This window comes from Aestuariicoccus sp. MJ-SS9, from assembly GCF_032586235.1.
Lineage (GTDB): Bacteria > Pseudomonadota > Alphaproteobacteria > Rhodobacterales > Rhodobacteraceae > Aestuariicoccus.
Genome location: NZ_JAWHTD010000093.1, coordinates 1 through 5529, shown reverse-complemented (window position 1 = coordinate 5529; position 5529 = coordinate 1). Strand labels below are relative to the sequence as shown.

Sequence of the window (5529 nt, the reverse complement as noted above, 5' to 3'; positions counted from 1 at the left end):
CCTGCAGGCCAAAGCCAACAAAATAAGACATTTCTCACATAAATTCAGAGCGTTGGGCGTTGTTCAGACCCGACTCAGTATCTGCTTGTTCAGTCGATCTTTCCTCGAAATGCAGGCCTGCTTCGGGCTATTCCAACACATCTGAGAAAAATGATCAGATGACCGCTGGACGGTGGTAAGCAGCCGTCAGAGCCGAAAATCTTCTGAGCCAAGCCCGAACGACAGCTTTCACTGCGTCCAGACGTTCGCAAATACCGAGGATATGACCGAAGCGCGGACCGTGTTGTCATAAACCGTAAGCGCCCGCCCTGCGTTGTAATAGCTGTCGCCTACGTTGCCAAACGAGAGCGCGACCCCGGCTTCGGCTAGGCGCTCGGTGTGGCGGATCGACAGCTGCTGATTGCCCCGGTCGGCGTGATGAACAAGACCGCCAATCGGTCGTAGTTCAAAAAGCGCCCGTTCCAGGGCATCACGCACGAATTGGGTCTGCGGAGATTGCCCTCAGGGATTGCTGACGAGAATGGCCGCCGCTCGCACAATTGACGACTGCGGTTCCTTCCGCGGCGCGAATGTTGTCCTGAGTTGATCAAAGAACCAGAGCGCGCGCTATTTCGAGCCGGAATGACATTTAAGGAAGTCGAGGGTTGCACGCAGCACCTGTTCATTCGCTGGATCGCTCGACGAAAAGAACGTGCTCGAACTGTCAACTTCAAGGAATTCTGCGTCAGCAATGCCAGCGGCGACTTTCCGCCCTTCTGTAGAGGGATGAATCGTGCACATACTGGCATGCACCACCAAGGTCGGCGCGCGCACCTTTGCCAAATCCTCAGTGACATCCAACCTGTCGATCAGATCTCGCTGAAACAACGCATCTTCGGTATTACTTGCATGTGCAAATAGCCGAATGAGGTCTGTCGTTTCTTCGAAGGACGCCATGGGCAGCACCATGGTTGCCCAAGCCCGCATAAATCCATTGTCCGGGTCGCCCCAGCCGCCGCTTTTTAATAGCGCAATAAAGGGATCATGTTCTGCATGCGTTGGAGCAGATTCGCGCAAGGCTCTGCCGCGTGCGTAGCTATTATGCAGAACAAGGCAGGAAATGCGTTGGGGTTCGCGCGCGGCTAAACGGATTGCAACCGCCGCTCCCTGAAGCGTGGCAATAACAGGGAAACGCTCCAGGCCTGCCGCGTCCGCGACGGCGATCATGTCGTTCACATGGTCATCCAAAGTGTCACAGGGTTTGATCGGCTCTGAGAGGCCAGCCCCCCTTACATCGTAGCGGATAAGCGAATAGTTCTCTGCCAACGCCCGGAGGCCGCGGCTGAGCAGCGTGCTGGACCAGTCATGTTCGAGATGTGACAGATGATGCCAGGCGTAAAGCACACATGGGCCATGGCCAGCCTTCGAATAGGCAATCCCTGTTCCATCCTTCGACTTTGTGTAGCGAATGGTTTGCTGAAGTCGCGCCGGAGGTGCTGTCGTAGTCGCGTCCTTTACCGAAACCTGCGCAACCATCTTAAATCCCCGGCGCATGACCGTCTGTATTATTTTCTGATCTTTGCCGCTATCGCCAACGGCCGTACGCGCCGCATTCATACGTGCACTAATCGTGGCTTCTGAGACGATGCGCCCATCCCAAACTTCCTCAATCAGGCGATCTTTAGTGACCAGGGCGCCGGAATTTTCCGCCAGTATTCTTATGATATCGAATACTTGCGGCTCAACAGGCACGCTCAAACCATCGCGGGTGAGCGTATGGCCGCTCACATCCAACGTGTTTCCGGAAAACGAATAAATCATGGGATCAGCCTGAAAATGACGCGCCCGTGTCAGGATTGCCCACCGTCTTATAGGGAAAATTTCTATTTCCCAAGCGCTCCCTTGATGCGGGTCTAGTCTTTGAATTGCCAGGGGGCTCTGACGGCAGGTCGGCTTCGGGCTCTTCAAAGACATCCGAGCAAAATGATCAGATGACCGCTGGACGGCGGTAAGCAGCCGATGGAGCCTAGGAGCCTGCCGAGCCCCCTGAAAGACAGCGTTTACCAACAGCCGACGTTCGCCGCAGGCCCGTCCAGCGTCTCACATGCGGACAAAGCCGCCGCTTTGACAATCTGCCAGGGCCCGCGTCACACTGAAGAGACTGTTATCTGGAGGCTCGAATGCGGCACCTCTTCTTCGCTTCTCTGACGTTTCAGTTTTTCCTAACGCCTACGGCTCAGGCTGAGTATCGGTTGACGATCTTGCATACGAACGACTTCCACTCCCAGTTCAGCCCAATGGATCAGTTCGACAACCTATGCTCCCCGCAAGCAGACGCCGAGGGCAAATGCTTCGCGGGTTCCGCGAGGCTCGCGACCGCCATCGCCGAGGCGCGCGCCCGAACGAAGAATACGGTGCTTCTCGATGCTGGGGATCAATTTCCAAGCCGTACGGACGCAAATCTTGCAAGGCCCGAGTTGCTGGCGGAGCTAATGAACCGGATGGGCTATGATGCAATTGCGCTTGGCAGCCACGAGTTTGATCAGGGGCCTGAGGTTGCGCGAGAATTCATCGACGCATTGGGCTTCCCGGCGTTGATCGCGAATGCCGATCTCTCAGCAGAACCTCTTCTCGATGATATGACGCGAAAATCAATGGTGATCGAACACGCAGCTGAGAGGCTCGGGATAATAGGCCTTACTCCCGAGTGCGCGGACTGCTGGGCCGGCGTCGACTACATTTCCATATTCGACCCCGTCGGGGCGGTTAAGGAGGAAGCAGCAAGGCTCACCGCGGACGGCATCGACAAAATCATCGTTCTCAGCCACGCAGGATTCTACGTCGATCAAAAGATTGCTCGTGAAGCTGAAGGCGTAGACGTCATCGTTGGTGGTCACAGCCACACATATCTGTCGAACACACTCAAACCGTCGCAAGGGCCTTATCCGACGATAGAAAACGGTGTGCCGATCGTACATGCATGGCCCTACGGAAACACACTGGGCGAGCTGAATTTGATCTTTGACGAAACGGGGAGCGTGGTCAGTGCAGTCGGCGATCAGATCCGCCTCGACGGCGACGTCGCTATGGACAAGGGCATTCAGTTTCTGCTGACTGGCTCAAAGTGATCCACTTGCGGGCCTAAGTGGCTCAGTCGTCGGCTCTGGCATCTAGCGTTCCCTTCCCGGCCTTGATTTCGTCCCTAATGCTCTTAAGCGCAGCCGCTATCCTCTGCGATGCCTTCAGTTGATTGGCCTTGATGTAGAACTTCTCCGTGGTGACCGGTGAGCGGTGTCCCAGAAGCGGCCTTGCCTGGAGCGCATCCTCTGGCGATGTCTCTGCCAAGAAGGTCGCGGCGATAGTTCGGAAGGCATGCGGGGACAAGGCTTCGCCGAACAGATGCTCTGACTGGCGGCGCACCCGATCGTTGATCGACTGATGCGCCATCGGTCTTCCCTTACTTGCCGGCCAGAGCCGGTCGGTCTCACTGGCCTTTGGGAATGCCGGGCGGACATGATAAATGTAATGCGCGATGTGCTGACCCAGGTCCTCGTGAAGCACGAGATGCAGCGTCTGATGGGTCTTTGTCTCTGAGGCCGTGAAGCGCAGATGCCATGCGTGGCCACAGAGCTCTAGATGTTGGTTAATCCGAATCATTTCGAGGTTGCGCAACCGGACGGGCGCAGAGATCAGCAGGGCGACCAAAAGGGTATCCCGGTAGGCAATCCGATGCTTGCCGACGCTGAAGTCGCTGTCTGCCAGTCGATCGAGCTCGTAAAAGCAACGACGGAACATCTCCGCAGCTGAGAGAGCAGGAAGCGTGAGCGTGCGGCTGGGCTTGGCCCAATGCTTGAGGCGGTTCGACACATCCATCAGCCACCGCAAATCGCGATCGGGTGACAGGACCTTCGCCACCACTTTGAGGTCGCGCACGTAGCTCTCCACCGTCTTCGGCGCAACGCACGCCATCAACTCATGGGCATAGGCGGTAACCGCCTCAGGCGTGATACGGTCGGACGGTGCCACCTGTTGGTCGAGCATCCCACGCGCGTCCAGCCACCCCAACCAGCCCGCATAATGTTTCTGGAGCGTGTGGCGTGTGGCTTCGCTCCAATGGGCACCTGGGCCGCGCCCTTCTAGAACATCTCCGTCGCGGAGCAGCTCCTGCCACGCGGCACGGTCCTGCTCAGGCCAGGCTTCGAACGGCAAGTTGGGCCAACCGCGCTTCATTTCTCACCCTCGGGCGGATCATCCCGCAGCGTCTTGAGGAGCCTATTGATACGGCGGCTGGCGGCCGGACCTTCCGTGCCCAGGTAGGACTGGTACGTGGTGTTGAGCGACTTGTGGCCGAGGCGCCGACTGAGATCGAGCGCCAGCTCAGGTTGCCGCTCAATCACGATCTTGGCGATGACGTGACGATAGAGGTGCGGCGACAGACGGATGCCTGCGTGCTTCAAGAGCGTACGACTCAGAGCGTCCCGCATCGCGGAGTAGGATCGCGGACCGCCCTTCTCGCCCGGGAAGAGGTATGGTCCATCTGAGCCGGGCAAGAGCGCGCGATGCTCTGCAAGGAACAGGTCCAGGAGGCGAATGGTCTCTATTGGCAACTCCAGGTCCAGTGCCCTATGGCTCTTGGTGTCATCGTCGGACAACTGCACGAAGACCCGTTTTCCGCTGCGCAGGAGCTGGGTTTCCAGGTTGAGTTCGCGCAGGTTCTTGATCCGAACCCCGGTGAAGATCGCCAGCGAGATCGACAAGGCCCGCTCCACACCTTTCGCGCGCCGGAGCTTGCTGCGCTGCTTGAGCGCGCGGCCGAGCTCCTCTTCTGGAAACCGCAACAGACGCTGAACCACATCCTCGTCGTCGAATTGCTCAAGGCGTGCCCGATTGCGCTCTCCCATCCCGCCCGGGGATTTCGGCTTGAGGCGTTGGACGATCGCACGGAACGGCGCAAGCTGCGTCTCATCGTAGCCAAGGTGATGCCAGCCGACAGCGATCATCTGGGTCGCCATCTTGTGGGCGTAGCCTTCGGTCTTAACCCATTCGCCTTTGAGAAACGGGCGCAGCGCCGCCTTGAAGTGATCCTCCGTGAAGAAGACCTCAAAGCCTGTGATCTCGTCGATGGACACGGTGCCGGATTTGACCAGGGCCGTCGCCAACCGCCGAAAGGTGTAGCGATATCCCTCGATGGTGGCAGGGCGGTACGCGCGGACAGGCGCGCTCGGGTCCAGGGGATCCGGATTGCGCATGCGATCTTCCCAAGACGCGACGGCCTGCTGGAAGCCGAGCGGGAAGTCTTCAAGTGGCAACATGTAGGGGTCTGTCTTGACCGGAGAACGCAGCTTCGCGCCAGGCCACCCCGGCACATCCCGCAACGAGCGGTTCCAGGCATTGATCGTCCGCTTGAAGATTGCTTTCGGCGACTTGGAAATCACCTCATGGCTCAACGCCTGCCAGAAGCCGTCCAGCATCGCGGTCTGGACCGCGTCGGGCGGGATCTGCATCACGGTGCAGAAACAGGCGAACCGGCTGAGCGCCCACCGGCCTTCA

At 58.3% G+C, this 5529-nt stretch carries 4 protein-coding genes and 1 pseudogene; 1 reads left to right on the top strand and 4 read right to left on the bottom strand.

Annotated elements, in window-relative coordinates; genetic code table 11:
- Positions 1–309 precede the first annotated feature (309 nt).
- Positions 310–495: pseudogene (locus tag RXV88_RS23075) on the bottom strand (IS3 family transposase); the annotation flags it as partial.
- Positions 496–606: 111 nt separating this feature from the next.
- Positions 607–1800 carry an alpha/beta fold hydrolase gene (locus RXV88_RS23070; RefSeq protein ID WP_316296054.1) on the bottom strand — a complete coding sequence of 398 codons (1194 nt, stop codon included), beginning with the start codon at positions 1798–1800 and terminating at the stop codon, positions 607–609.
- A gap of 359 nt (positions 1801–2159) precedes the next feature.
- Here RXV88_RS23070 and RXV88_RS23065 point away from each other — a divergent pair, with 359 nt between their 5' ends.
- Complete coding sequence (locus RXV88_RS23065) at positions 2160–3107, top strand: metallophosphoesterase (RefSeq protein WP_316296053.1); 948 nt, start codon at positions 2160–2162, stop codon at positions 3105–3107.
- Between the two features lie 22 nt (positions 3108–3129).
- Here RXV88_RS23065 and RXV88_RS23060 read toward each other — a convergent pair whose 3' ends face one another.
- Both RXV88_RS23060 and RXV88_RS23055 read right to left on the bottom strand, forming a co-directional pair.
- Positions 3130–4209, bottom strand: a complete 1080-nt coding sequence (locus tag RXV88_RS23060) for a tyrosine-type recombinase/integrase (protein ID WP_316296052.1) — start codon at positions 4207–4209, stop codon at positions 3130–3132.
- The coding region (locus tag RXV88_RS23055) for a site-specific integrase (protein ID WP_316296051.1) at positions 4206–5529 on the bottom strand (1324 nt) is incomplete at its 5' end. The genes RXV88_RS23060 and RXV88_RS23055, both read right to left, overlap by 4 nt.